25 protein-coding genes are annotated in these 24,548 nt (G+C 72.2%); 14 read left to right on the top strand and 11 right to left on the bottom strand.

Going from position 1 to position 24,548, the window contains the following annotated elements:
- Positions 1 to 100 precede the first annotated feature (100 nt).
- Both ACFWVE_RS15375 and ACFWVE_RS15370 read left to right on the top strand, forming a co-directional pair.
- Positions 101 to 1,078 carry a Rieske 2Fe-2S domain-containing protein gene (locus ACFWVE_RS15375; RefSeq protein WP_384013439.1) on the top strand — a complete coding sequence of 326 codons (978 nt, stop codon included), beginning with the start codon at positions 101 to 103 and terminating at the stop codon, positions 1,076 to 1,078.
- The gene (locus ACFWVE_RS15370) at positions 1,062 to 1,604 is read left to right on the top strand and encodes a DUF1360 domain-containing protein (protein WP_384013436.1); all 543 of its coding nucleotides are present in this window, start codon (positions 1,062 to 1,064) and stop codon (positions 1,602 to 1,604) included. Before ACFWVE_RS15375 ends, ACFWVE_RS15370 begins: the two co-directional genes overlap by 17 nt.
- Before the next feature lie 14 nt (positions 1,605 to 1,618).
- On the opposite strand, the gene ACFWVE_RS15365 is transcribed toward ACFWVE_RS15370, so the two are convergent.
- Positions 1,619 to 2,140, bottom strand: a complete 522-nt coding sequence (locus ACFWVE_RS15365) for a hypothetical protein (RefSeq protein ID WP_384013433.1) — start codon at positions 2,138 to 2,140, stop codon at positions 1,619 to 1,621.
- Positions 2,141 to 2,466: 326 nt separating this feature from the next.
- On the opposite strand from ACFWVE_RS15365, the gene ACFWVE_RS15360 reads away from it, so the two are divergent.
- From ACFWVE_RS15360 to ACFWVE_RS15340, 5 genes are all read left to right on the top strand, one after another.
- A complete protein-coding gene (locus ACFWVE_RS15360; RefSeq protein WP_384013430.1) occupies positions 2,467 to 3,666 on the top strand; it encodes a hypothetical protein in 1,200 nt (399 codons plus the stop codon).
- 12 nt (positions 3,667 to 3,678) lie between these two features.
- Positions 3,679 to 4,269: a hemerythrin domain-containing protein gene (locus tag ACFWVE_RS15355; protein ID WP_384013427.1), complete on the top strand. Its 591-nt coding sequence runs from the start codon at positions 3,679 to 3,681 to the stop codon at positions 4,267 to 4,269.
- Positions 4,270 to 4,470: 201 nt separating this feature from the next.
- Positions 4,471 to 4,863: a DUF2243 domain-containing protein gene (locus tag ACFWVE_RS15350; protein WP_384013556.1), complete on the top strand. Its 393-nt coding sequence runs from the start codon at positions 4,471 to 4,473 to the stop codon at positions 4,861 to 4,863.
- The gene (locus ACFWVE_RS15345) at positions 4,860 to 5,675 is read left to right on the top strand and encodes a cytochrome c oxidase assembly protein (RefSeq protein ID WP_384013425.1); all 816 of its coding nucleotides are present in this window, start codon (positions 4,860 to 4,862) and stop codon (positions 5,673 to 5,675) included. Before ACFWVE_RS15350 ends, ACFWVE_RS15345 begins: the two co-directional genes overlap by 4 nt.
- A gap of 133 nt (positions 5,676 to 5,808) precedes the next feature.
- On the top strand, positions 5,809 to 6,906 hold the full coding sequence (locus ACFWVE_RS15340) for a glutamate--cysteine ligase (RefSeq protein ID WP_384013422.1): 1,098 nt from the start codon (positions 5,809 to 5,811) through the stop codon (positions 6,904 to 6,906).
- Positions 6,907 to 6,989: 83 nt separating this feature from the next.
- Here the strand turns inward: ACFWVE_RS15340 and ACFWVE_RS15335 are convergent, their stop codons facing one another.
- Entirely contained in the window at positions 6,990 to 7,673 is a 684-nt protein-coding gene (locus ACFWVE_RS15335; protein WP_384013420.1) for a hemerythrin domain-containing protein, read from the bottom strand.
- A 434-nt stretch (positions 7,674 to 8,107) separates the two neighbouring features.
- Here ACFWVE_RS15335 and ACFWVE_RS15330 point away from each other — a divergent pair, with 434 nt between their 5' ends.
- On the top strand, positions 8,108 to 9,322 hold the full coding sequence (locus ACFWVE_RS15330) for a PP2C family protein-serine/threonine phosphatase (RefSeq protein ID WP_384013417.1): 1,215 nt from the start codon (positions 8,108 to 8,110) through the stop codon (positions 9,320 to 9,322).
- Between the two features lie 81 nt (positions 9,323 to 9,403).
- Here the strand turns inward: ACFWVE_RS15330 and ACFWVE_RS15325 are convergent, their stop codons facing one another.
- The 3 genes from ACFWVE_RS15325 to ACFWVE_RS15315 all read right to left on the bottom strand — a co-directional run bounded on the left by ACFWVE_RS15325 (position 9,404) and on the right by ACFWVE_RS15315 (position 11,815).
- A complete protein-coding gene (locus tag ACFWVE_RS15325; RefSeq protein WP_384013414.1) occupies positions 9,404 to 9,913 on the bottom strand; it encodes a DinB family protein in 510 nt (169 codons plus the stop codon).
- Positions 9,914 to 9,954: 41 nt separating this feature from the next.
- On the bottom strand, positions 9,955 to 10,611 hold the full coding sequence (locus tag ACFWVE_RS15320) for an SAM-dependent methyltransferase (RefSeq protein ID WP_384013412.1): 657 nt from the start codon (positions 10,609 to 10,611) through the stop codon (positions 9,955 to 9,957).
- Positions 10,612 to 10,732: 121 nt separating this feature from the next.
- Complete coding sequence (locus ACFWVE_RS15315) at positions 10,733 to 11,815, bottom strand: alpha/beta fold hydrolase (RefSeq protein WP_384013408.1); 1,083 nt, start codon at positions 11,813 to 11,815, stop codon at positions 10,733 to 10,735.
- A gap of 92 nt (positions 11,816 to 11,907) precedes the next feature.
- On the opposite strand from ACFWVE_RS15315, the gene ACFWVE_RS15310 reads away from it, so the two are divergent.
- A complete protein-coding gene (locus ACFWVE_RS15310; protein WP_384013405.1) occupies positions 11,908 to 12,486 on the top strand; it encodes a helix-turn-helix domain-containing protein in 579 nt (192 codons plus the stop codon).
- 24 nt (positions 12,487 to 12,510) lie between these two features.
- On the opposite strand, the gene ACFWVE_RS15305 is transcribed toward ACFWVE_RS15310, so the two are convergent.
- From ACFWVE_RS15305 to ACFWVE_RS15285, 5 genes are all read right to left on the bottom strand, one after another.
- Entirely contained in the window at positions 12,511 to 14,235 is a 1,725-nt protein-coding gene (locus ACFWVE_RS15305; protein WP_384013553.1) for a sigma-70 family RNA polymerase sigma factor, read from the bottom strand.
- Positions 14,236 to 14,523: 288 nt separating this feature from the next.
- Positions 14,524 to 15,936, bottom strand: a complete 1,413-nt coding sequence (locus ACFWVE_RS15300) for an ATP-binding protein (RefSeq protein WP_384013550.1) — start codon at positions 15,934 to 15,936, stop codon at positions 14,524 to 14,526.
- 135 nt (positions 15,937 to 16,071) lie between these two features.
- Positions 16,072 to 16,866, bottom strand: coding sequence for a response regulator transcription factor (locus ACFWVE_RS15295; protein WP_384013403.1), 795 nt, complete (start codon positions 16,864 to 16,866; stop codon positions 16,072 to 16,074).
- Between the two features lie 306 nt (positions 16,867 to 17,172).
- Positions 17,173 to 17,835 carry a CE1759 family FMN reductase gene (locus ACFWVE_RS15290; protein WP_384013400.1) on the bottom strand — a complete coding sequence of 221 codons (663 nt, stop codon included), beginning with the start codon at positions 17,833 to 17,835 and terminating at the stop codon, positions 17,173 to 17,175.
- The gene (locus ACFWVE_RS15285; RefSeq protein WP_384013397.1) at positions 17,832 to 18,917 is read right to left on the bottom strand and encodes an LLM class flavin-dependent oxidoreductase; all 1,086 of its coding nucleotides are present in this window, start codon (positions 18,915 to 18,917) and stop codon (positions 17,832 to 17,834) included. Before ACFWVE_RS15285 ends, ACFWVE_RS15290 begins: the two co-directional genes overlap by 4 nt.
- A 95-nt stretch (positions 18,918 to 19,012) precedes the next feature.
- Between ACFWVE_RS15285 and ACFWVE_RS15280 the strand changes: the two genes are divergently transcribed.
- Both ACFWVE_RS15280 and ACFWVE_RS15275 read left to right on the top strand, forming a co-directional pair.
- Complete coding sequence (locus ACFWVE_RS15280; RefSeq protein ID WP_384013394.1) at positions 19,013 to 19,348, top strand: YnfA family protein; 336 nt, start codon at positions 19,013 to 19,015, stop codon at positions 19,346 to 19,348.
- A gap of 103 nt (positions 19,349 to 19,451) precedes the next feature.
- Entirely contained in the window at positions 19,452 to 20,228 is a 777-nt protein-coding gene (locus ACFWVE_RS15275) for an SDR family NAD(P)-dependent oxidoreductase (protein ID WP_384013391.1), read from the top strand.
- 43 nt (positions 20,229 to 20,271) lie between these two features.
- Here the strand turns inward: ACFWVE_RS15275 and ACFWVE_RS15270 are convergent, their stop codons facing one another.
- Positions 20,272 to 21,465: an RtcB family protein gene (locus tag ACFWVE_RS15270; protein ID WP_384013388.1), complete on the bottom strand. Its 1,194-nt coding sequence runs from the start codon at positions 21,463 to 21,465 to the stop codon at positions 20,272 to 20,274.
- A 214-nt stretch (positions 21,466 to 21,679) separates the two neighbouring features.
- Here ACFWVE_RS15270 and ACFWVE_RS15265 point away from each other — a divergent pair, with 214 nt between their 5' ends.
- The 3 genes from ACFWVE_RS15265 to ACFWVE_RS15255 all read left to right on the top strand — a co-directional run.
- On the top strand, positions 21,680 to 22,606 hold the full coding sequence (locus ACFWVE_RS15265; RefSeq protein WP_384013386.1) for a DUF3558 domain-containing protein: 927 nt from the start codon (positions 21,680 to 21,682) through the stop codon (positions 22,604 to 22,606).
- A 119-nt stretch (positions 22,607 to 22,725) separates the two neighbouring features.
- On the top strand, positions 22,726 to 23,565 hold the full coding sequence (locus ACFWVE_RS15260) for a DUF3558 family protein (protein WP_384013383.1): 840 nt from the start codon (positions 22,726 to 22,728) through the stop codon (positions 23,563 to 23,565).
- A gap of 128 nt (positions 23,566 to 23,693) precedes the next feature.
- On the top strand, positions 23,694 to 24,548 hold an 855-nt coding region (locus ACFWVE_RS15255), incomplete at its 3' end, for a DUF2637 domain-containing protein (protein ID WP_384013380.1).

Here is a 24,548-nt window from a genome sequence, read left to right as displayed (position 1 = left end):
GGCCGGGGCGCCGAGGCGGCTGTCCGCCCGGCCGGCTCCGTGGCCGGCAAAGGGGCTGGAGCGGCTGTTTGTTCCTCGTCCGTGGGGGGACCCTGCGCCCATGGACAAAAAGCCAGATCGCCGCCGTACGGGGCAGAACCGGATGCTGTGGCTGCTGGACGCCCTGGAGCGTGATCCCAGGGCGGATGCGGTGATCGACGTGCTGACCAGGAGAGTGCGGGCCCTGCCGCTCGGCCGCGCACGGGACGGGCTGCACGGCAGGTGGCTCGGCCATCCCGTGCACCCCTTGATGGTCCAGGTGCCGGTCGGCAGCTGGACGTCCGCCGCGGTGCTCGACCTGTGGCCCGGCCGTTCCCGGGAGTCCGCACTCCTGGTGGGCGTCGGACTGGCGGCGGCCGGTCCCGCCGCGTTGACGGGCGCGGTCGACTGGTCCGAGCTGCATCGTCAGCAGACGCGGGTGGGGCTGGTGCACGCCGTGGCCAACGCGGCGGCCGTGGGTCTGTACGGCGCCTCCCTCCTCTGCCGCCTCACCGGACGGGCCGGAGCGGGCCGGGCGTACGGCTTCCTCGGGCTGACCGCGGTCGGTCTGGGAGGCATGCTGGGTGGCCACATGGCCTACCGGCAGGCTTCCGGTGCCAACCACGCCGAGGAGGTCCCGCACGTCGTCAGGGAGGGCTGGCACCGGATCGGTACCGTGGACGAGTTCCCCGCCGGCCGGCCCGTGCGGCGCACCGTGGACGACGTGCCGGTCCTGGTGGTGCGCGAACTCGGCGGAACCTTCCACGCGCTGGCCGAACGGTGCAGTCATCTGGCGGGGCCGCTGTCCGAGGGCACGGTCGCCGACGGGTGTGTCCGGTGTCCCTGGCACGGCAGCGTCTTCCGGCTCTCGGACGGCTGGAACGTCCGCGGCCCCGCGACCGCGCCCCAGCCCGCCTTCGACACCCGAATCGTCGACGGGCACGTGGAGGTCGGCCTGCGCCGGGAGGACGGGACGGAGAGGCCGGCCGGCCGCGGAGCGGACGAGGCGTCGACAGGGACGGGGACGGAAGAGGACAGGGGCCATGGGCACAGCAGCTGACGGCCGCTTCACAGCCCGTCTGGGGCGGCGGCTGCGACGCACCGAACGCATCTACGCCGCGGGGGAAGGGCGTCCGCTGCGCGGCTATCTGGCGGCCATGGCGGCTTTCGGCGCGTACACGGCAGCTTGGGGGACGGTGGTGAGGACACGGGGGCGTCCGCTGCCGGACCGGCCCGTGCCCTGGGACGTGGCTCTGACCGCGGTGGCGACGTTCCGGCTGAGCCGGCTGCTGAGCAAGGCGTCGGTGACCAGTCCGCTGAGAGCTCCCTTCACCACCTTCCACGGCCCGGAAGGGCCGGCAGAACTGCACGAGGAAGCGCGGTCCGAGGGTGGCAGGGCCACGGTCGGCGAGCTGGTGACCTGCCCGTTCTGCATGAGCGTCTGGGTGTCCTCGACCCTCACCGCCGGGCAGCTGCTCTGGCCGCGCGCCACCCGCACCACCATGGGGGCACTCACCGCGCTGGCCGGTGCGGACGCGTTGCAGCTGGCGTACAGCGCGTTGGTGGAGAAGACGACCGGTAAGTAATCGTCCTTTCGCGGTCACCGTCCCCGGGGCAGGGGGCCCACGCCGGCGTGGCGGCCGGGGCGCATCGCGGCGTGGCGCTGCCCGGGGCCGGGCCCCGACCGGGCGGCCAGGGCGTCGGCGACGACGCCGGTGGCGAAGGCGTACACCGTCTTGTGGAGCAGGTCGACGACGAGTTCGCGGCGCGGCCAGGTCTGGGGCGGGGCGCCGACGCCGGTGGCGTTCTCCAGGATCTGGTCGCTGGTGAGACGGACGACGGCGAACTTCGCCGACGACCAGGGCCCGCGGAGCCCGGCGTGCGACATCACCGACCGCAGCACTCCGAGGAGGGCACCCTGCCCCACGTGCATGGTCAGGTTCACCGGCACGGGCCGGCGGCCGGGTCGCTCCGGCATGCCGGTCAGGCGTTCCAGGGTCCGGGCGGGCACGTGGGAGTCACGACGGCCGGTCAGCCGTTGCTCCACTTTCTCGCCCAGCGTCATCACCAGCACCCCGGCTGTGCCGGCGACCGGTCCCTGCCACAGCGCGCGCTTCATCATGTGCGGCGGGTACCCGCTCCTCCCCGGCTCACCTGCTCCGGTTCCTCCCGGTCCTCGCGGCCGGGGCAGCGGCCGTGCGAGCACGACGGCTTTCCGGGACGCAGGATGCGGGCACGTCGTCCGGCGGGGCGCGGACACGCTACGCCGGCGAGCACGGCATCCGCCCGCCCGGTTGACCCATCAGGGCGGACCGTCCGGCCTGCGGGTGTGAGCGGTGGCCCGAAAGCGCCCATGGTGAACAGACTGGGGAGCAGGTCTGCGCACGTCGCCCGAAACGGGATACCCCGGCGACGCGCGGGTCCCCCTCGCCCCCAGGAGGCACCCCCATGACGTTCAATCCGCTGGAGCAGCGGGGTATCCCGCTCGACCGCCAGCTGCGCAGCTGGCGTGAGTTGGACGTGGAGCCGATCGACCCGGACCACTGCGACCCGTACACCCGCTGCCGGATCATCACGATGAACGGCATCGAGGTGGAGGCGATCCTGTTCAGCCACCAGTTCGCCCGCCACACGGCCGACCCGGAGGTCAAGCGGCAGCTGGCGCGGGTGCGCTACATCGAGGCGCAGCAGCAGAGGGTGGTGAACTGGCTCCTTCCGGGCGTGTCGTCGGTACTGGAGACGACGATCGCCTACGAGCAGGTCGCGGTGGACCTGACGGCGTGGGTGGCGCGGATGGAGCCGGATCCGTATCTGAAGCAGGCGTACCAGTTCGGTGTGCTGGAGGACTTCGACCACCTGTACCGGTACGCGAACCTGTACGAGATGATCGAGCACCGCAAGGCGGAGTCGATCGTCGACGGCCTGACCGAGGTCATGCCCGGCCGGCCCACCAGGTTCCAGCACCGCGACCCGGTCGACAACGTCCGCGACCCGTACGCCAAGGACCGGACGGACCCGCTGTCGAAGCTGCACGCGCTGACGATCATGTCGACGGAGCAGCAGACCATGAACTTCTACATGAACACCGGCCCCACCTACATGGAGCCGATCGCCCGCCAGCTGTACCAGGAGATCGGGCTGATCGAGGAGGAGCACGTCACCCACTACGAGTCTCTCGTGGACCCCGGTGAGACGTGGTGGGAGCAGCTCGTCAACCACGAGTACAACGAGTGCTACCTGTACTACTCCTTCATGGAGCAGGAGAGCGACCCGAAGGTGAAGGCCATCTGGGAGCTGCATCTGAACATGGAGCTGGAGCACCTGCACGCGGCCTGTGACCTGATGCGCCGGCACGACGGCCGTGACCCCGCCTCGGTGCTGGCTCCGGAGCTGCCCGACGTGCTGACCTTCGAGCCGAACAAGGACTACGTGCGGGAGCTGCTGGACACCCAGATCGACCTGACCACGCTCGGGGCCGGCTACGTGCGCGAGGCGCACGAGCGGTTCGAGCAGATGCAGGAGCGGATCCACGGCGGGGAGGCGCCGCCGAGCGACCGGGTCATCACGGAGCACGGTGAGATGTTCGGCCGCGAGTACCGGGTCCAGTCCGAGGGCGAGCACCCCGACCCCGCGCAGCGCGAGAAGTAGGGGAGAGCCGAGATGCCCGAACTGCACACCCCGCACGCGGGGGACGACAGGGCCGAGGACGACGACGTGGTCGCGTTGCTGATGCGTCAGCACGGCGACATCCGCAACCTCTTCGACGAGGTCGAGGCCACCGCCGGCGAAGAACGCCGCGATGCCTTCCGCCGCCTGGTGCGTCTGCTGGCCGTGCACGAGACCGCCGAGGAGGAGGTCGTCCACCCCTTCGCCCGGCGCGGCTTCCCCGGCGGCGAGCAGGTCGTCGAGGACCGCCTCGCCGAGGAGAAGGCGGCCAAGGAGACCCTCGCGGCCCTCGACGAGACGGACACCGACGACCCCACGTTCATGCCCCGGCTCCTGGCGCTGCGCCGGGACGTCCAGGAACACGCGCGGGCCGAGGAGCGCTACGAGTTCACCCACATCCGCCGCAGCACCGACGCCACCGGTCTCGCCGCGATGGCCAAGGCCATCAAGGCCGCCGAGGCCATGGCACCCACCCGGCCCCACCCGGGTGTCGAATCCGGCGCGGCCAACGTGGCCCTCGGGCCCGTCGCCGCCCTCATGGACCGCACCAAGGACACCGTGCGCAAAGCCATGGGCAAGGACTGAAGCCACGAGGGGCCCCGGCCGGGCGTCGCGGTCGGCCGGGGCCGGCTCGGGCGCGGGGTGGCCGGCGAGCGGCAGCCGACCCGTTCGGAAAGGCGGACGCGTACCGTGAGGACCCGTGAACACCGGGCGGACCCAGGAAGCACGGAACGGCCCGAGCCCCGGCGATCGCTGCTCGTGTGCGCGCTGATCGGTGCGGCCGTCATGGCGGCCGTGGACGAGATCGTCTTCCACCAGATCCTGCACTGGCACCACTTCTACGACCGCTCCACCTTCGGCGCGGGACTGGTCTCCGACGGTCTGCTGCACACCGCGGAGTTGCTGGCGCTGGTCGCCGGCTTCTTCCTCCTCGCGGACCTGCGGCGCCGCCGGGCCCTGTCGCCCGCCCACGCCTGGGGCGGGTTCTTCCTGGGGCTCGGCGCCTTCCAGGTCTTCGACGGCGTCGTCGACCACAAACTGCTGCGCCTGCACCAGATCCGCTACGGCGTCGACATCGCCCCGTACGACTGGGCGTGGAACCTGGCGGGCCTCGTCCTGCTCCTGGTCGGCGTGGGTTTCGTCGTCCGTGCCGGGCGGTGGGGGCGTCGGTCGTCGTGACGGCCGGTCCGCTTCCGGCCGTCGTCGTGGTGGCCGTCCTCGGGTGCGGCCCGGTCTGTGCGGGGTACGTCCTGGCCGCCGCCGCGCTGAGGCGTCGTGGCGACACCTGGCCGTGGCGACGGGACTGCGCCTTCGTCGCCGGGGGCGTGGCTCTGGTCTGGGGGCTGTGCGGGTGGCTGCCGGGCGGGCCGTTCACCGCCCACGCGGCCCGTCACCTGCTCCTGGCCATGGCCGGCCCCGTCCTGCTCGTGGTCGCACGTCCCCTCACCCTTGCCCTGCGCGTGCTGCCGCCGGGTGCCCTCCGCCGAGGACTGTTGCGCGCGGCGCACTCGGCCTTCGCCGCGTGGTTGCTGTTTCCTCCGGTGGCCGCGGCCGTCGACATCGGCGGGCTGTGGGCGCTCCACCGCACTGATCTGCTGTCCGCCGCGCACCACCGCCCCGCCCTGAGCGGTGTCCTCGATCTGCACATGCTGGTCGCGGGCCTGCTCTTCTCCTTCGCCGTCTGTCAGTGCGACCCCGTCCGCCGTCGGTGGGGCCTGCCGCTGCGGGCGACGACGCTGCTCGTCGCGGGGACGGCCCACGCCGTCCTCGCCAAGAGCCTCTATGCCACCGGACCGCCGGGCACCTCCTTCGAGACGCACGACCTGCGCCTCGGCGCACAGGTCATGTACTACGGCGGGGACGCGGTCGAAGTCGTCCTCGCGCTGGCTCTCGCCGTCCAGTGGTACGCGGCCACCGGCCGACGCCGGGCCCGGGGCCGGGCCGGTCGCGGGGCTCCGGTGGCGGTGGCGGGCCGGTCGCACCAGGTGTGAATGGGCACGCCAGTGGCATTTCACGAGCACCACTGGGCAGACGACGGTAGGTCCGGGTGCCGAGCGGTGACGTTCGGTCCGGAACGCGTCCACGACCGTGGAGGCGCCGTGCGGCAGTGACGAAAGGCCGGCAATGACCACGACCATTGGTGTGGAAGAGGAGTACATGCTGGTGGAGCCGGTCACCGGCCGGCCGGCGCCACACGCGGAGAAGGTGCGGGCCGCGGCCGGCGTGAAGCCGTTCGTCACCGCTCGGGAGATCCAGTCGGAGCTGTTGCAGGCGCAGATCGAAGTGGCCACCCCGGTGTGCGGCACGCTGGAGGAGGTCGGCGGGCATCTGCTGCGTCTGCGGCACGCCGTGGCCGGGGCCGCGGAGGCGCACGGCTGCCGCATCATGGCGAGCGGCACGCCACCGCTGAGCGAGGCGCTGTCGGTCCCCGTCACCGACCAGGCCCGCTACCGGGCCCTTCAGCAGCAGGCCCCGCAGCTGGTGGCCGAGCAGCTGGTCAACGGCATGCACGTCCACGTCGCCGTCCCCGGCCGGGACGTCGGCGTCCAGGTACTGAACCGGATCCGCGTCTGGCTGCCGCTCCTGACCGCCATGTCGGCGAACTCCCCCCTGTGGGAGGGCAACGACACCGGCTTCGCCAGCTGGCGCACCGTTGTCTTCGGCCGCTGGCCGGTCAGTGGCATCCCGCCGCGCTTCGTCGACGACACGGATTACGACGCACGGGTACGCCGCCTGCTGACGGCCGGGGTGATCGGCGACACCGGCCAGCTGTACTGGCAGGCACGTCTGTCCGAGGACTACCCCACCGTCGAGATCCGCTGCCTCGACGTCCAGCTGCGCACGGACGAGGCGGTGATGTTCGCCGGGCTGATGCGCGCCCTGGTCGACACCGCCCTGCGCGAGGCGGCGGACGGCATCGAGGAGCCGGATCCCGCTCCGGAACTGGTGGACGCGGCGATGTGGCAGGCCGCACGCTACGGGCTGAGCGGTGAGCTGATCGATCCGAGCGGCCGGCGCCGGCGGGCGGGGGACGCCGTGTACGGACTTCTGGAGCATGTCGGCCCCGCCCTGGAGGAGACCGGCGACAGCCGCGAGGTGACCTCACTGGTCCACCGGCTGCTGCAGCAGGGCACGGGAGCGGACCGCCAGCGCCAGACGCTGGCCGAGAGCGGCCCCGACGCCCTCACGGCCATGATCATCGAAGCCAGCGGCATGCCCTGACCGCCGGGAGCGGCGGCCGTGGCGGTCGGTGGCACGGCGCCGGACAGCCGGTGCGGGGTGACAGGACAGAGCTCCGTCGGAGGTCAGGCGTGCCCCGGACGACGGGCGGCACGGACCACCAGGACGACGGCGCCCGCGGCCACCGCGGCGCCGGAGACCACCAGGGAAGCGCGGCGGGCGCCGGGGCCGCTGCCCGGCGTGAGGTCGCGCAGCCGGTCGAAGACGCTGAGGGGGACGCCTCGCAGGGCGTTGCCCGGCGGGCGCCGGGGGACGCCGGGGTGGGGGCGGGTCGGGGCGGTTGCCCGTACCGCTTCCCACACGGCGCCGATACGCCGCAACCGGCGATCGCCGAACGCAGCCCGCAGATGGGGCAGCAGCTCGTCCTCCTCATCGCGAATGTCCTGGCGGATGAGCGTGAACGCCTGCTGGATCCACTCGGCGCGCCGGGGGTCGTCGGGCGACTTCTCGACCTGTGCGATCAGGTCGTTGATCGCCTGGTGCTCCTCTTCCACCCGGCCGGTGAGCTCCTCGCCGTGGGGAGTCAGGCGGCGCAGGACCGGCCACAGGACGGTCTCCTCCGCGAAGGCATGGCTGAACACCAACTGGACGATGTCCTGCCACAGGGCGTCCGGCTCCTCATCCGCGCCGCCGGCCGGCCAGCGGTTCATCATCGCGTCGAGCCGCGCGTGGTCCCGGCGCTGGCGCATCAGGATGCTGCCGCCGCCTCCGAGCGCGGCGGCATCCTGACGGGTGATCGAGACGGTCATGGTCGCTCCTACCCTGCGGTGGTGTCCTCTGTGCCCGGGCCGGTGCCGTCCATCAGCGGGGAGGGTTCGACTCGTCCCCGTGGGAACTGCTCGTATCGGCTCCTGGTCGGTCCGTGGAGTCCGGGTCCCCCACGAAGGGCGGTATCCATCACCTCACTTTGTCCTTTCCGCGACCTCTGCTCACGAGCCTCCCCCGCCGCCCCCGCCGGTGCGGCTCACAGGCGATCGTCGCCGTGGTGCCGTTCGCCGGCCGCCGTTCGGGCACCTTGCCCAGGGGCGGCGGGCTCGACCAGGAACCCACCCTCCGCGGCCACCGGGGGTGCGTATGCCATCCGGTGGCGGGTAGTCGCTGCCGAAGCGCCTGCTCGCGCTCCACGGGATCGCGCCGCAGCGTACGGGCGGCTCCCCCGACCGGCTCGGCGAGAGGAGTGGTGATGGCCGACAGGTCCTCGGCAGCGCTGATGAGGCTGATGCAGGCGAGTCGCACAGTCACCCTCGAACAGCTTCCGGAGATGATCGCCGAGCACGCCGAGGAGGCCGGCCTGTGGGACACGGCCGTCTTCGTCGTGGATCTCCGCGAGACCGTGCTGCGCCAGATCACCGGCAAGGGAGTGGACGCCGGAGACGGCGGACAGGACTTCACCGTCACCGGCAGCCTGCCCGGCCTGGCCTACCAGCGCGTGGACCTGCTCGCCGAACAGGGCGGGGCGGGTGACGGTCCACGGCATCGGTGGTGGGTGGCCGTCACCGACGGTGTGGAGCGCCTGGGGGTGTTGCGGGCCGACACCGATACCGACGACGAGCCCGTCCGTCGGACGCTGCGCGACTGGGCGTCGATGACTGCCCTGCTGCTGCTGAGCAAGCGTTCCTTCAGCGACTCCTACGCTCGTCTGGTGCGCACCGAGCCGATGAACGTGGCGGCCGAGATGCAGTGGAACCTCACCCCGCCGCCCGCCTACGCCGGTCATGACGTCACCGTGGGCGCGGTGATGGAACCCGCCTACCACATGGGCGGTGACGCCTTCGACTACGCCGTGGCCGGCAGCACCCTCCATCTGAGCGTGTTCGACGCCATGGGCCACGACACCACCGCCGGGATCACCGCCAACGTCGCCGTGGCCGCCTGCCGCAACGCCCGGCGCCAGGGCGCATCGCTGACCGGGACCAGCCGGCAGGTGGAGGAGACCCTCCTCGAACAGTTCGGCGGCAGACGCTACGTCACCGGCATCCTGGCCGACCTCGACATGGAGACCGGCCGGCTGACGTGGGTCAACCGTGGCCACCACCTGCCCATCCTGCTGCGCGGCAATCGGTGGACCACGGAGCTGGCCTGCCCGCCGGCCGGACCCATGGGTGCCGATCTCGGGCTGCCGGTGACCGAGTGCCAGGAGCAGCTGGAGCCCGGTGACCGTCTGCTGCTGTACACCGACGGCATCGTCGAGGCCCGTGACGCCCGGGGCAGGGAGTTCGGGCGGGACCGGTTCATCGAGTTCATCCTCCGCCAGCACTCGGGCCGGCACACCCTGCACGAGACGCTGCGCCGGCTCATGGCAGCGGTGCTGGACCATCACCACGGCACGCTCGACGACGACGCCACCGTGCTTCTCACGGAGTGGCGTGGCGGTCACCAGCAGGAGCTGATCCCGTGAGGCACCTGATGACCGCGGCCGTTCCCCCTCGAAGCAGGTGTGCTCGGGGCAGTCCACGCCGTGGCGGCCGTGGCACCGGGGTCAGCGGCCGGTGGAGCCGTCGATCTGCTCGCGGAGGATGTCGGCGTGACCGGCGTGCCGACCGGTCTCCTCGATCATGTGCACCAGGACCCACCGCATGGACGGTGCCGGTCCCCGGCGCGGTGGGCCTGGGGCGGGAAGCGTCAGGTCGGGGCAGGCTCCGACGACCTGGTTCGATCGTTCGACGGCCTCCCGGTAGCCGGCGAGAACGCTGTCGACCGTGTCCTCGGGGGAGGGCCGCATGGTGCGGTCCCAGTCGTGGGCCCGTTCGCCGGTGAAGTAGAACCGCTCGACGTGGGTCAGATGCTTGACCAACCCGAGGAGACTGGTACCGGAAGGCGTTTTGCCGGTGCGGACCTGCGGTTCCGGCACGTCCGCCGCCTTGTCCGCGATCGACTCGCGCAGGTGGTCGAGGAATCCCAGCAGGGTCGCCTTCTCGTCGGCGCCGGTCCGCGGGGGTCCTGTGTCCTTCACCCGCGGCCTGGTTTCCGGTGCGTGCTCGCGTGGCATCGGGCGGCTCCGATTCGCGGTCTCGTCGTGCGGTGGGGCGCTCATGGGGCGGTTCGCCGGATGAGCAGGACGTTGTCGGTGACGGTGGCGGTCTCGCCGGCGGGCCCCACGGCCCGGCGTCGCGGCATGTCGGCGCGCAGGACACGCCACTGCCCGGGATCGAGACCGAGGCCGGCGGCGATCTCGTCGGGGGTGGGGTAGTGGGTGTCGGGGTCCTGGTTCCAGGACCAGGGCGCGGTGGAGCCGTGGTCGACGACGAGGAGCAGTCCGCCGGGACGCAGCTGCCGGGCGGCGGTGCGCAGGACCTGGCCGCGGGGCAACGGGAACGGGGTGTGGAGGTACTGCGCCGAGACGAGGTCGAAGGTTCCGCCCGGGAAGCTCCGGGCCAGGTCGTGCTGTTCGGCGGTGACCCGGTCCCCCAGGCCGAGCTCGCGGGCGCGCGCACGCACCCCCTCGACGGCGGTGCCGGAGATGTCGACGGCGGTGACCTGCCAGCCGTGCCGGGCGAGCCAGAGGGTGTCGCCGCCGGTACCGCATCCCAGATCCACCGCGGCGCCGGGAGGCAGTGACCCGGCGGTCTCGACGAGCAGCGGGTTGGCCCGCTCACCCCGGGCGCTCCGGGTTCCGTAGTGCTTCTCCCAGAACTGCCCGGCGTCCGCGGTGCCGGCGTGCGGGTGTGGGCTTCCGGTGGTGTTCATCCGTTGCGACTCCTCGGTCGGTCTGGTCGGTCTGGCCGGTCTGGTCGGTCTGGCCGCCCGGCGCACCGATGGGTGGTGCGTCCGGGCATGGCGTGTCCGGGCATGGCGTGTCCGGGGGCGGTCAGCGGGCTGCTTCGCCGGCGAGGAACGCCAGCAGCTCGGTGGTGACGAACTCCGGGTTCTCCTCGGCCAGCCAGTGACCCGCCGCGGGGACTTCGACGGCCCGGGTGATGCGGGTCATCCGGGGTTCGACCGTGGACCGGGTGAACGGCAGCATCCCCTCGGCGGTCATGAGCAGCGTCGGCACGGTGACCGGTGCGGCGGCCACGTTGTCGCGCTCGTCCTGTTCCAGCGTGCGGTACAGCTCGAACCCGCCGCTCAGGACCTGGGGCCGGCGGTAGGTGCGCGCGAACTCGTCGATCTGCCCGTCGGTGAACGGGGACTTCGCGCCGGACCCACCGAAGCTCACCCCGCCGTGGGCGACATACGGGTAGAACAACGCGAGGTACTCGCGCACGTCGTCGGCCACGATCGCCTCCGGGAACGTGTCCTGGTCGTGGAAGGCGAGATGCCAGCTCAGCGACCGGTACGTGTCGGCGCTGAGGGCGGGACCGGGGAGCGGGTAGTCCAGGTGCGCGTACGTGAGGACCTCGTCCGGGTACTGCGCGGCGTACTGGAATCCGACACCGGCGCCGAGGTCGTGGCCGACGAGGTGGACGTCGCGCAGGCCGAGTTCGTCGGCGAGCAGACCGTGTACGAACCGGGCGAGGGTGGCCTTGTCGTAGCCGGGCGGCGCTCCCTCGCTGTCACCGAGCCCCGGCAGGTCCAGCGCGTAGACCGTGTACCGCTCGGCGAGGGCCGGCATGATCCCGCGCCACGCGTACCAGGACTGCGGCCAGCCGTGCAGCAGGACGAGCGGCTCGCCCTTCCCGCCGGTGACGTAGTGCATCTTCACGCCGTCGACATCGGCCGTCCCGTGCCGGAAGCGACGGTTGAACCCGGCGTCGTCGCGGGTGGCGGACTCGAACGCCGGGGCACCGGCGTGGACGGCCGGCCGGCTCGGGGTCTCTCCCGGCACGGGTCCGTTCCCCATCGTACACGCTGTCGTCAGCACGAGAGCGGCCACGACCGTCGCCGCGCCGCGCGACCATCGCGATCCGGTCGCCGAAGTGGCGGCGGCCGCGGTGTTCTGGGCTGTTCCCACGGTGGGGAGCATCGAACGATCACCTCCGCGGCCAGCATCGTCGCGGTCGTTTCACCCTTGCAAGAAAAATTGCGGATCCGCATGATGGGGCCATGGACCGTACCGAAGGAGACGTTCTCGCGGGAGTGGGGCCGCGCTTGCGCGCCCTCCGCCGGGCGCGGGGCGCCACGCTGGCCGGCCTGGCGACCGAGACCGGTCTCACGGCGAGCACGCTGTCGCGCCTCGAGAACGGAAAGCTCCGCCCCACTCTGGAGCAACTGCTGCCGTTGGCCCGGGCGCACGGCGTCCCGCTCGACGACCTGGTCGCTGCGCCGCTCACCGGCGACCCGCGCATCCACCTGCGGCCCGTGCGACGGAACGGGTTGACGGTGGTGCCGCTGACCAGGCGGGCCGGAGGCGTCCAGGCCTACAAGGTGGTCTATCCACCCGCCGGCCGGTCGCCCACGACGAACCCGCAGACCCACGAGGGACACGAATGGTTCTACGTCCTCAACGGACACGTCCGGTTCGTGCTCGGCGAGCAGGATCTCCGGCTCGGCCCCGGCGAGGCCGCGGAGTTCGACACCCGCGTGCCGCACTGGATCGGCAGTGCCGGCAGCCGGCCCGCGGAACTGCTCACCCTGTTCGGCCCTCAGGGAGAGCGCGCCCACCTGTCGCCGTCCGCGCACTGAGCACGCGGTGGCCCGGGGCCCCGGTCAGCGTCCGAAGACCTGGGTCCACGTCCAGTCGCTCGTGACCACGCCCACGCCCATCGTCTTCAGCGAGCAGTTGAGGATGTTCGCGCGGTGGCCCTCGGAGTTCATCCACGACTCCATGACGCTCTCGGCGGAGCTCTGGCCGCGGGCGATGTTCTCGGCACCCGGGCTCGGGTGACCCTGCGCGGTGACCCGGTCGACGAAACTGCTGCCGTTCTGCCCGGTGTGGGAGAAGTAGTCGTTGGCGGACATGTCCTCGCTGTGCAGCTGGGCCGCCCTGTTCAGGCGGTCGTCGGGCGTCACCGGTGAGCAGCCCGCCTTGGACCGCTCGGTGTTGGTGAGGGCCAGGACCTCGGCGGCGTGGCCGCCTCCCGGGGCGGCCGTGGGCGCGGACTCGGTGGCCGGTGCCGCCGGGGGGCGCGTCGTCGTCCTCTCGGGCCGCGCGGGGGCCGGGGCGGCGGACTCCGTCCGGGACGTGTCGGCGCTCGGCGTGGGCGAGGACTTCGGCCTCCGCGACGCGTCCGGCGAGGCGGAGGCCGAGGACGAGGCGGAAGCGGAGGGTGGGGCCGAGGTGGAGGGTTCCGGCGACGAGGGATCCGATGCCGTGGCTTTCGGGGCGCCCGCCGAGGCCGACTGCACCTTGTCCGCTTCGCCGTCCGGCGTCAGGAGGGCCCACCCGGATATCGCACCGCCGGTGACCAGCAGCGCCGCGACCACGGCCGTGATGTTCCGGCTCCGCCGCCTGCGTGCGCGGCTCTGCGCGCGGCTGCCCGCGGGGCCGCCGGCCCGGCGGCCCGCGCCGTGGTTCGTACGGCGTCGGCCCACCTCCACCGTCCCGGGAATCCCGGCCGGGGAGCCGTCGGGCGCCGGGCCGCCCGTGTCCCCGTACGGCTCCGTCGGCGTGTCCCCGTACGCCCCCGGTGTCTCCCCCGGCCCCGTCGTCGCGTGGCCCGCGAAGGACATCGGCGCCGCCTCCGCCGTCCCGGCGTCGAGAGCGGCGAGCAGGCCCGCCGCCGCCGGCACCAGACCCAGCCCGACCAGCAGGCCCTCCGCCGGGACCAGCCCCGACTGGAAGCCCGCGCAGACCGTGCAGTCCCGGGCGTGGCGTGCGATGCGCTTGCGCCACAGGGCCGAGGGGGCGCCGTCCCAGGCCGCGGTGATGTCGTCCAGCAGTACGCAGCGCGGCCGCGCGGACAGTGCCCGTACCACCAGCCGGGCCGTCTCCAGCCGCGCCTTCATCCGCTGCACGCGGACCGCGGTGTGCTGCGGCGGCAGCTCCAGCGCGGCAGCGACCTCCGCCCGGGTCAGCTCGCCCGCCGCCTCCAGCCACCACAGCGACAGCAGGGCCTGGTCGTCGGGGTCCAGCCAGCGGGTGGCCTCGGCGGCCTCGCGCCGCTGGCCCTCCAGGCCGAGCCGCAGGATCGTCAGGTCCACGAAGTCTGCACCGGGATCGGCGACGTCGTGCGCGTCGTGCAGGCCCGAACGGACCGGCACCGACCGGCTGTTGTTCTCGCTGCGCCAGTGGTGGCGTATCTGGTTCATGGTGATGGCGACCAGCCAGGACCGGAAGCGCCCGGGGTCCTTCAGCGAGCCGAGCGAGCCGAGGGCGCGGAGCATGGTCTCCTGCACCACGTCCTCGACGTCGGGGTGCCCGTTCAGGGCCCGGCCCACGATGTTGTAGACCAACGGGAGGTAGGCGGCGACGCGTTCGTCCTGGGCCCGCATGTCGCCGCGCCGTGCCGCCTCGACCGTCTCCCCGCCGGGTTCGCTGCTCGATGACACGCTCGTCCACGCTCCTTCTCGGTCCTGGCCGGTACTGCCCTGTCACAGGAGGAGAGCCGTCGCCGGGGACCGGATAACACAAAGCGCGGGAGTCGTTCCCGTACGCGCGAGTCCCCACGTGCGTACGCGCGTTCGGTCACCGCGGGGCGAGTGTGGCACAGGGCCCCGCGCGTGGCTGTGAGCGCCGTCACCGTCCGCCGCGCGGACCAGCGGGCACCGGCGCGGGCGCGGTCAGGGGCCCGGTTCGCCGGCGTCGGGGTGCGGCAGCGGACCGCCGCCCACGGTGAAGCCGATCACCGTGCCGCCGCCGGGCCGGCGGATGGCGTACGGGGCGCCCCCGTGGGCCAGGGCCACCTCGCGGACGATGGAAAGGCCGAGGCCCGAACCGGGGAGGGAGCGGGCGTCCGCGGCACGGAAGAAACGGTCGAAGACGCGGATCAGGTCGCCCGCGGCGATGCCGGGCCCCCGGTCGCGGACCTCCACCCGTACCGTGCCCGGCCGCGCGGGCCCGGCGACCGTGATGTCGATGGGCGCCGTGCCGTCCCGGTCGAACTTGACGGCGTTCTCGACCAGGTTGGACACCGCCCGCGTCAGCATCCCGGGCCGTCCGTCGGTCGTGGTGTCGCCGCTCGCGTGGACGGTGATCTCGCGTCCGCCCCGGCGCCGGGCCAGTTCGGCCACGCCCTGGGCGATGACGGTGAGGTCGACCCGGCACGGCGGCTCGGTGTCGGACTGGCCGGCGGCGAGCTCGACGAGCTCGTTGACCAGATCGGTCAGCTCACGGGCCTCCTGGGTGAGGTCGGCGACGAGTTCCTCGCGGGTGTCGGGCGCGAGCTCGTCGATACGGCGCAGCAGGGAGATGTTGGTCCGCAGCGAGGTGAGCGGCGTACGCAGTTCGTGGCCCGCGTCCTGGACGAGCCGGCGCTGGTCGTCCTCGGACTGGGCGAGCCGGCCGAGCATCCGGTCGAAGGCACGGCCGAGCCGCCCCACCTCGTCGTGACCGGCGACGGGGACCTGGATGCCGAGCCTGCGGGTGCGGGCGACGTCCTCGGCGGCGGCGGTGAGGACGACCAGGCGTCGGGTGATCCGCCGGGCCAGCCACCAGCCGGACAGACCGGCCGCGATCACCACCGCCACCATCAGGACGAGCGTGCGCCGCTGGAGAGTCCGCAACAGGTCCTCGATGTCGCTGAACTCCTGCGCGACCTGCACCGCGCCCCGGCCGCCGCCCAGCGCGACGGTCGCGACGCGGTAGACGTCGTCGCCGACGTCGACGTCCGCGTGCTCGACCACCCGCCCCGCGACGGCGGCGCCCGCGACCGCGCGGTCCGCGGCGACCACCGGCAGCCCCGGGTCGCCCGGGTCGACGATCCGGCCGTCCGGCCCGAGCACCTGGACGTCCGTCCGGGCGGGCCGTACCAGGTCGTGGCCGGGGGCGGCGGAGGAGAAGTCGACCGGCGACATCCGGTTCGCCCGGACCTCGCCGCGCAGGTCCTGTACGACCTCGTCGAACACCATCTGCTGGTCCACCCGCAGCAGCCGGGCGGCGGCGCTGTACGACAGGAGGCCGACCAGGACGGTGATCGTGGCCGTCACCGCGGCGAACGCCACCGCGAACTTGGCGCCGAGCGACAGCAGCCGCAGCCGGCGCCGCCCGGCCGGGGCACCCGCCGGAGTGCGTGAGGTGCGTGAGGTGCGTGAGGTGCGTGAGGTGCGTGAGGTGCGTGAGGTACCCGGGGTGCCTGAGGTACCCGGGGTATCGGAGGTGCCGCGTGCCACTCAGTCCTCCCGCAGCACGTAACCCACACCGCGCACCGTGTGGATCAGCTGCGGCGCGCCGGGCTCGTCGAGTTTGCGGCGCAGGTAACCGACGTAGACGGCGAGGTTCTTGGAACCGGGGCCGAAGTCGTAACCCCAGATGCGGTCGTAGATGGTGGAGTGGTCGAGGACGATGCCCGCGTTACGGATCAGCAGCTCCAGCAGCTCGAACTCGGTGCGGGTCAGCTCCAGCTCCCGCCGGCCCCGCCAGGCCCGGCGCGCCCGCGGGTCCATGCGCAGCCCGGCCGCCTCGACGAAGCGCCCCGCCGCGGGGACGCCCGGCTGCCCGTCCGGGACCCCGGGCGCCCCCGGTGGCGTCCTGGGAGGCTGCGCCTCCTCAGCCGGCGGCCCGGCGGGTACGGGCGGAACGGGCGGTACCCGGCGCAGCAGGGCGCGCAACCGGGCGAAGACCTCCTCGACGTCGAACGGCTTGACGACGTAGTCGTCGGCGCCCGCGTCCAGCCCCGCGATCCGGTCGGCGGTCTCCACCAGCGCCGTCAGCATCAGTACGGGGGTACGGTCGCCCTCGGCGCGCAGCACCCGGCACACCTGGAGCCCGTCGATGCCGGGCATCATCACGTCGAGCACGAGGACGTCGGGCCGGCTGCGGTGGACCTGCGCCAGCGCCTCGACGCCGTCGGCGACCGCGGTGACCCGGTAGCCCTCCAGGGTCAGGGCGCGCCCGAGGGCGTTGCGGATGGCACGGTCGTCCTCGGCGAGCAGCACGGTGGGGGTGTGGGGCGCGGTAGGGGGCACGGGGCCAGTCTGCCAAGCACCGCCGCCCCGGCGAACGACCGGTGGCCCGCAGACCGCCTTCCTGCTTGTTCTCGTTGTTCTCGTTGTTCTCGTTGTTCTCGTTGTTCTCGTTGTTCTCGCGATCCGGACTGTTCTCGCGATCCGGATCGCGGTCCGGTCGCAGGCGTCCCCGTCCGCGACCGGACCCTCGCGAGCGACCGGAACCGGCGGGAACCGGTCGCCTCACCCGACGGCCGCTGTCCGTGGAAGACCGCCGGGAGTTCCGTGCTGAGCACGTGGGGCACGTTCAGTACCCCCGCGCCGTGCTCAGCCCGCCGACCGCAGCGCGGCCAGCTGCTCCTCGAACGGCACCACGTTGCGCGCGTCGAACCTGTCGCCGGCCGCGCCCCCGCGCGTGACACCGATCGCACCACCGTCCGCACCACCGTCCGCACCGCCGGAGGCGGCCGGCAGCGCGCCCGTCAGCGCGGCCAGCTCACCCCCCGCCCGCTCGATCCGGGCGTCCAGGCCCTTGTCGCCCCAGTCCTGGGACGCGGCGTACACCCCCGTGGGGACGACGAGCGCGCGCAGGTGGGCGAAGAGGGGGCGCAGGGCGTGCTCCAGCACCAGCGAGTGCCGGGGGGTGCCCCCGGTCGCGGCGATCAGCACCGGCTTGCCGGCCAGCGCCCGGCGGTCCCGTACGCCGAGCACGTCGAAGAACGACTTGAACAGCCCGCTGTACGACGCCGAGAACACCGGCGTGACCACGATCAGCCCGTCCGCCCCGGTCACCGCGTCCATCGCGTCGGCGAGCGCCGGCGCGGGGAAGCCGCTGGTGAAGTTGTGGGCGATGTCGACCGCGAGGTCCCGCAACTCGATCACGCGCGCGTCCTGTGGAGCCTGCCCGGTGGCCGCGGCGGCCAGCCGCTCCCCGAGCAGCCGGGTGGACGACGGCACGCTCAGCCCGGCCGACACGACGACGATGCTCATGCCCTGCCCACCTTCCGGCCGGCCAGCAGCGCGGAGTGGGTCGGCGCGTCGGGCACGTCGGCCGGACGGTCCTTCGCGAACTCCTTGCGCAGCACCGGCACCACTTCCTCGCCGAGCAGGTCGAGCTGCTCGAGCACGGTCTTCAGCGGCAGCCCCGCGTGGTCCACGAGGAACAGCTGGCGCTGGTAGTCGCCCGCGTAGTCACGGAAGGCCAGCGTCTTCTCGATGACCTCCTGCGGGGAGCCCACGGTCAGCGGGGTCTGCTCGGTGAACTCCTCCAGCGAGGGTCCGTGCCCGTAGACGGGGGCGACGTCGAAGTACGGACGGAACTCGCGCACCGCGTCCTGCGAGTTCTTCCGCATGAACACCTGGCCGCCGAGGCCGACGATCGCCTGCTCGGGCGTGCCGTGCCCGTAGTGCGCGTACCGGGCGCGGTACAGCTCGATCATCCGCTTGGTGTGGTCGGCGGGCCAGAAGATGTTGTTGTGGAAGAAGCCGTCGCCGTAGTAGGCCGCCTGCTCGGCGATCTCGGGCGAGCGGATCGACCCGTGCCAGACGAACGGCGGTACGTCGTCCAGCGGGCGGGGCGTGGAGGTGAAGCCCTGCAGCGGGGTGCGGAACGTGCCCTCCCAGTCGACGACGTCCTCGCGCCACAGACGGCGCAGCAGGGCGTAGTTCTCGATGGCCAGGTTGATGCCCTCGCGGATGTCCTTGCCGAACCAGGGGTAGACCGGCCCGGTGTTGCCGCGCCCCATCATCACGTCCACCCGGCCGTCGGCCAGGTGCTGGAGCATGGCGAAGTCCTCGGCGATCTTCACCGGGTCGTTGGTGGTGATGAGGGTGGTCGAGGTGGAGAGGATCAGCCGCTCGGTGCGCGCCGCGATGTAGCCGAGCATGGTCGTCGGCGAGGACGGGACGAACGGCGGGTTGTGGTGCTCGCCGGTGGCGAACACGTCCAGGCCCACCTCTTCGGCCTTCAGCGCGAAGGCGACCATGGCCTTGATCCGCTCGCGCTCGGTGGGGGTACGCCCCGTCGTGGGGTCGGGCGTGACGTCGCCGACGCTGAAGATCCCGAACTGCATGACCGCTCACCCTCCAGATTGTTCATGATTCAACTACATTGGTGAACAGGTCCCCTGCCCCCGTTATTCCGGAATCCGCGTGCGAAGCTGCCCGCATGCCGATCGTCCGCTCCGCCGCCCTGTTCGTCCTCGCCGCGATCCTGGAGATCGGCGGCGCCTGGCTGGTCTGGCAGGGCGTACGGGACAACCGCGGCTGGATGTGGGCGGCCGGCGGTGTCCTCGCCCTCGGCGCGTACGGGTTCGTCGCGACCTTCCAGCCCGACGCGCACTTCGGCCGCGTCCTCGCCGCGTACGGGGGGATCTTCGTCGCCGGTTCGCTCCTGTGGGGCGCGGTCGCCGACGGCTACCGTCCGGACCGCTGGGACATCGCGGGCGCGCTGATCTGCCTGACCGGGATGGCCGTGATCATGTGGGCCCCGCGCAACGGCTGACCGGCCGGGCGGACGAAAGGGCCGGCCGCGGCCGGCCGGGCCCGGACACCCCCGCATATCCTGACCGGGCCCGGTACCGCAGCCACCCGCATGGAGGAGCCCCATGGCCGCCGCAACACCGTCCGCAGCGTCGCGCATCGCCGTCGTCACCGGCGCGAGCAGCGGGATCGGGGCCGCCACGGCACGTGGACTCGCCGAGGCCGGTTACCGCGTCGTCCTCACCGCCCGCCGCAAGGACCGGATCGAGGCACTCGCCGAGGAGCTGAACGCGGCGGGCCACGCGGCGACCGCGTACCCGCTCGACGTCACCGACCGCGCGGCCGTCGACGAGTTCGCCACCGCGTTCAAGAGCATCGGCGTCCTGGTCAACAACGCCGGCGGCGCGCTGGGCGCCGACCCGGTCGCGACCGGCGACCCCGATGACTGGCGCCGGATGTACGAGACGAACGTCATCGGCACCCTGCACCTCACCCAGGCCCTGCTGCCCAAGCTGGAGGCGAGCGGCGACGGCACGGTCGTCGTCGTGTCCTCGACGGCCGGGCACGCCACCTACGAGGGCGGCGCCGGCTATGTCGCCGCCAAGCACGGCGCCCACGTCCTCGCCGAGACCCTGCGCCTCGAGATCGTCGGCCGGCCGGTCCGCGTCATCGAGATCGCGCCCGGCATGGTGAAGACCGACGAGTTCGCCCTCACCCGCTTCGGCGGCGACGAGACGAAGGCCGCCCAGGTGTACGACGGCGTCGCCGAGCCCCTCACCGCGGCGGACGTCGCCGACACCATCACCTGGGCGGTGACCCGCCCCAGCCACGTCAACATCGACCTGCTGGTCGTCCGCCCCCGCGCCCAGGCGTCGAACAGCAAGGTCCACCGGGAACGCTGACGAGCGGGTCCGACCGGACCCGCTCGGACCCGCTCGGACCCGTTCAACCCTTCACGCAGACGACCTGCTTCAGCTTCGCGACGACCTCCACGAGGTCCCGCTGCTGGTCGATGACCTGCTCGATCGGCTTGTACGCGCCCGGGATCTCGTCCACGACACCGGAGTCCTTGCGGCACTCCACACCCCGTGTCTGCTCCTCCAGGTCCTTGGTCGAGAAGCGCCGCTTCGCCGCGTTGCGGCTCATACGGCGGCCGGCTCCGTGGGACGCCGAGTTGAAGGAGGCGGCGTTCCCGAGGCCCTTGACGATGTACGAACCCGTGCCCATGGAGCCCGGGATGATCCCGAACTCGCCGGAGCCCGCGCGGATCGCCCCCTTACGGGTGACGAGCAGGTCCATGCCGTCGTAGCGCTCCTCGGCCACGTAGTTGTGGTGCGCGCTGATCTCCGCCTCGAAGGTCGGCTTCGCCTTCTTGAACTCCTTGCGGACGACGTCCTTCAGCAGCGCCATCATGATCGAACGGTTCCGCTTCGCGTACTCCTGCGCCCAGAACAGGTCGTTGCGGTACGCCGCCATCTGCGGGGTGTCCGCCACGAAGACGGCGAGGTCGCGGTCGACCAGGCCCTGGTTGTGCGGGAGCTTCTGGGCCACGCCGATGTGGTGCTCGGCCAGTTCCTTGCCGATGTTCCGGGAACCGGAGTGCAGCATCAGCCAGACCGAACCGGTCGTATCTGTGCATATTTCGACGAAATGATTTCCTCCGCCGAGCGTTCCCATCTGCTTTCCGGCCCTCTCCTGGCGGAACTTGACCGCTTCCGCCACGCCGTCGAAGCGTCCCCAGAAGTCGTCCCAGCCGCCGGTCGCGAAACCGTGCAGGCGGCCCGGGTCCACGGGAGTGTCGTGCATCCCGCGTCCGACCGGGATCACCTGCTCGACCTTCGAGCGCAGCCGGGACAGGTCGCCCGGCAGGTCGTTCGCCGTCAGGGACGTCTTCACCGCCGACATTCCGCAGCCGATGTCGACCCCCACCGCCGCCGGGCACACGGCGCCCCGCATCGCGATGACCGAGCCGACCGTCGCCCCCTTGCCGTAGTGCACGTCCGGCATCACGGCGAGGCCCTTGATCCAGGGCAGGGTCGCCACGTTCCGCAGCTGCTGGAGGGCGACCTCCTCCACCGACGCCGGGTCCGTCCACATGCGGATGGGCACCTTCGCACCCGGCATCTCCACGTACGACATGTTTTCCTCATTCCCCCGAAAAGCAACAGAAGTGCGAAAGCGCAAAAACCGGCGCCAGGATCGACGAAAGGGACTTCGAACCGGCGTTCACGGCGGTGCGTGCGGTACACATTGTCTGCCGGGGGTGCCCCCGTGCGGCAAGCGATTAACCAGCGGGGACACTGGTAGACCCGGCGGGCCGAGGCCCGCGCCCACCGTCGAGAGGAGCCCGGCCGTGCAGCGGAGGGCCTACGTACCCGGCGTCGCCGCGCTCCTCGCGGCCCTGCTGGCCGGATGCACCGGCAGCTCGGGCGACGGGAGCCAGTCGGACGACTCCAACCCGGGCAGCGCCGGTACGGCGTCGCAGGCGGCCCAGCCGGGCAGGTACGCCACGCTTCCGGAGCCCTGCGGCGCGGTCGGCGCCGAGACGCTCGACCAACTCCTTCCCGGCATCCGGGAGATGACCGACGAGGCCCAGCGGACGAAGGCGTACGGGGGCGAGCCGACGCTCACGTACGACACCGACCGCAAGGTGGGCTGCGGCTGGAAGGTGGAGTCGGCCGGGGCGACCAGCCGCCTGGCGATCGACTTCGAGCGGGTCGTCTCCTACGACAACGCCGTCAGCGACGACAACCAGGCCGAGGAGCTCTTCGCGACGAAGCAGGACGCGGCCGGCCTTCCGGAGCCGCCGGCCACCGAGTCCGGTTCCGCGGGCCCGGACGACGCCGACGGCGCCGACGAGGAGGGCGGCACCGCGTCCGCCGATCCGGACGCGTCCGAGTCCCCTTCGACCGACGCATCCGACTCCCCCGACTCCCCCGATCCTTCCGGTTCTTCCGTTGCCTCCGGTTCCGGCTCCCCGTCGTCCGCCGGGACGTCCGGGACCTCCGGATCCGCGTCGCCGTCCGTCCCGCCCGCCGACCTCCAGCCCCGTCTCCTGGACGAGTTCGGCGACGAGGCCTTCATCGACGACGAGCTGAGCAGCTCCGGATCGACCGTCAAGCAGCGCACGGTGACTGTGGCGTTCCGCACGTCCAACGTGATCGTGACGATCGAGTACGCGGAGCAGCCGACGACCGTCGGCGCCGTCCCGGACAGCAAGGAAATGCAGGACAGGGCACGGAAACTGGCGTTCCTGCTGGCCGATTCGCTGGGCGGCTGAGCCTCGTACACGCCTCCTTCACGGCCCCGCGCAAAGCGTCCGAAGGAAGACCACACGGATGGCTCACCGCGTACCGTGGCCCCTCGGCCCCCGTTCTGACCGCAGGGAACACAAGCGTCATGAGTGAAGGAACCATGCAGCGACGAGCACAGCGAGACGTGGGGGTAGCTCCCACGTCGTTCAGGCAGTGGGGGGGAGCGAAGCGCCTCCGCCGCGCCCTTGTCGGCGCCGCGGCCGTCCCGGCGATGCTGATCGTCGCGGGCTGCTCCTCGGACTCCGGTTCCGACGACGGCAAGGGCGAGGCGGCCGACAGCCCGGCGTCGGCGTCGGCGAGCCCGTCCCCGACGGTGCGGGCGGCGGTGTACAAGGACCTGCCGGACGCGTGCGACGTCCTGTCCGAGAAGACCCTGGACGACCTCGTCCCGAAGGCGAAGTCGGGCAAGGAGAGCCAGTCCGACGACATCTCGACGCGGGCCGGCTGCTCCTGGGACAGCCTCGCCAACAACGGTGTGGACGGCTCGCAGTTCCGCTGGCTGAGCGTGTCGATGCTGCGCTTCGAGTCGGACACCACGCGTGGCGCGGGCGACGAACTGGCCAAGGAGTACTACGACAAGCAGGTCAAGGACGTCCAGGCCGCCGAGGATGCCAGGGGCACGAAGGCGGAGCCGGTCACGGGTACCGGCGACGAGGCGACGGCCGTGCGCTACGACCTGAAGAAGAAGGAAGGCACCTTCAAGCAGCAGACGGTCGTGGCCCGCGTCGAGAACGTGGTCATCACCCTCGACTACAACGGGGCGGGTCTCGCCGGTGACAAGGCGCCGAGCGCCGACGACCTGATGAAGGACGCGAAGAAGGCGGCGAAGGAAGCGGTGACGACCGTGACCGGGTCCGGTGAGAGCGCTCCGCCGTCGAAGTCGGCGTCCTCCTCGGCGTCCTCCTCGGCGCCGTCCAAGGACTGAGGTCCGGCGGCCGCGGCGACGTGCCCGAAGGCGCGTGGTGAAGCTCCGATACGGAACCGGCCACTCGTTGTCCGCACACATGTGCCACTCTGTTGCGCGCAACAACACGCTTGAGGAGGGGAGTACGGGTGGCAGCGCCCATTCAGCTGACACGGACGCACCGGATTCTCATCGGCGTGGTCGTCGCCGGAGCCGTGGTCATCGCCGGCATCGGCTTCGCGGGGTCGTACGCGGCCGTTCGTGAACTGGCCCTGCAGAAGGGCTTCGGCAACTTCAGCTACGTGTTCCCGATCGGTATCGACGCGGGCATCTGCGTCCTGCTGGCCCTGGATCTGCTGCTGACCTGGATCCGTATCCCCTTTCCGCTGCTGCGTCAGACGGCGTGGCTGCTGACGGCGGCGACGATCGCCTTCAACGGCGCGGCGGCCTGGCCGGACCCGCTCGGCGTGGGCATGCACAGCGTGATCCCCATCCTGTTCGTGGTGTCCGTGGAGGCGGCCCGGCACGCGGTCGGCCGGATCGCCGACATCACCGCGGACAAGCACATGGAGGGCGTCCGCCTCACCCGGTGGCTGCTCTCGCCGATACCCACGTTCCTGCTGTGGCGGCGGATGAAGCTGTGGGAACTGCGTTCCTACGACCAGGTCATCAAGCTGGAGCAGGAACGCCTCGTCTACCAGGCCCGCATGCGCTCCCGCTTCGGCCGGAGCTGGCGCCGCAAGGCCCCGGTGGAGTCCCTGATGCCGCTGCGCCTGGCCAAGTTCGGCGTCCCCCTCGCCGAGACGGCCCCGGCGGGTCTGGCGGCGGCCGGCATCGAGCCGACGCTGATCCCGCCGGCCCCCGAGCACCAGGCCGCCGGAGCACCGGCGCTCTCCCTGCAGAAGGCGGCCCCGCCCTCCGAGCAGCGCCCCGAGCTGACGGGCGGCCCCGGCCACCTCGGCAACCGCGGCACCTTCGGTGACGAGGACGACGGTGGCGCGTAC

Source organism: Streptomyces sp. NPDC058632, assembly GCF_042717095.1.
Lineage (GTDB): Bacteria > Actinomycetota > Actinomycetes > Streptomycetales > Streptomycetaceae > Streptomyces.
This window is presented reverse-complemented; position numbering and strand designations above follow the sequence as displayed.